This is a genomic window from Kluyvera sp. 1366, assembly GCF_054823405.1.
In genome coordinates this window covers 1-1,221 of record NZ_JBTRDW010000035.1, presented here as the reverse complement: position 1 = coordinate 1,221, position 1,221 = coordinate 1, and the positions used below count along the sequence as shown (strand labels likewise).

Annotated in this window: 1 protein-coding gene; it reads left to right on the top strand. The window is 64.9% G+C overall.

Annotated features, from left to right (window positions below; genetic code table 11):
* Window positions 1–1,221 (top strand): Ig-like domain-containing protein (locus ACVLVH_RS24185; RefSeq protein ID WP_498950475.1); only part of this gene is annotated, 1,221 nt, incomplete at both ends.

Here is a 1,221-nt window from a genome sequence, read left to right as displayed (position 1 = left end):
GACAACGTCGGTCCGGACGTGGGCCTGATTGACAGCGGCGACACCACCGACGACAGTACTCCGACCATCGGCGGCGGCGGCGCGGAGCCGGGCGATACCGTCATCATTAAGGACGGCGACGACGTCATCGGCTCCACCGTTGTCGGCGACGACGGCAGCTGGGAGTACACCCCGGACGTTCCGCTTGAGGACGGTCCGCACGAAATCATCGTGGTTATCCGCGATCCGGCGGGCAACGAGTCGGATCCGAGCACGCCGATCGACCTGATCGTGGACACCTCGAAAGTGGTGGTGAGCATCGACTTCGTTTACGACGACCAGCCTGCCCACACCGGCAACCTGGCGAGCGGCAGCGTGACCAACGACGCCACCCCGACCATTACCGGCAAGGCGACGCCGAACAGCGTGGTTGAACTCTTCGACAACGGCGTGTCGATCGGCTCGGTGAAAACCGACAGCTTTGGCCGCTGGAGCTTTACCCCGGCGACAGACCTGGTGGACGGCCTGCACAGCTTCACCGCTGTCTCCACCAACCCGAAAACCGGTGCGGTGAGCGACCCGACGGCGGCGTTTGAGCTGGAAATCGACACCACCGCGCCGGGCAAACCGGGCGACGGCGGCACGGGCGGCGACGGCATCGGTGACATCACCGACGACGTGGGCCCGATCCAGGGCAGCGTGAAGCCGGGTGAGACCACCGACGACACCACGCCGACGCTGGAAGGCAGCGGCCTGCAGCCGGGCGACGTGGTGACCATCATCGACAACGGCCAGCCAATCGGCTCGGCGGTGGCGGACGACAACGGCGGCTGGCAGTTTACGCCGGACACGCCGCTGAACGACGGCGACCACGAGTTCACGATTGTCATCACCGATCCGGCGGGCAACGAGTCCGAACCGTCTGACGGCTACCTGGTGATCATTGACACCCAGGCACCGGCGGCGCCGGTCATCGTCTCGATTATCGACGATCAGGGAAGCGTTACCGGTCCGATCAATGCGGGTGATACCACCGACGACGCGCAGCCTGAGATCCAGGGTACGGCGGAAGCCCACAGCATCGTGACAATCTATGACAACGGCGTGGCCATCGGCAGCACCACTGCGGATGAGAACGGCGACTGGGACTTTATTCCGGTGCCCCCGCTGCTGAACGGCCCGCACGACATCACGGCGAAGGCGCAGGATGCGGCAGGCAATATTTCTGATGAGTCCAACAGT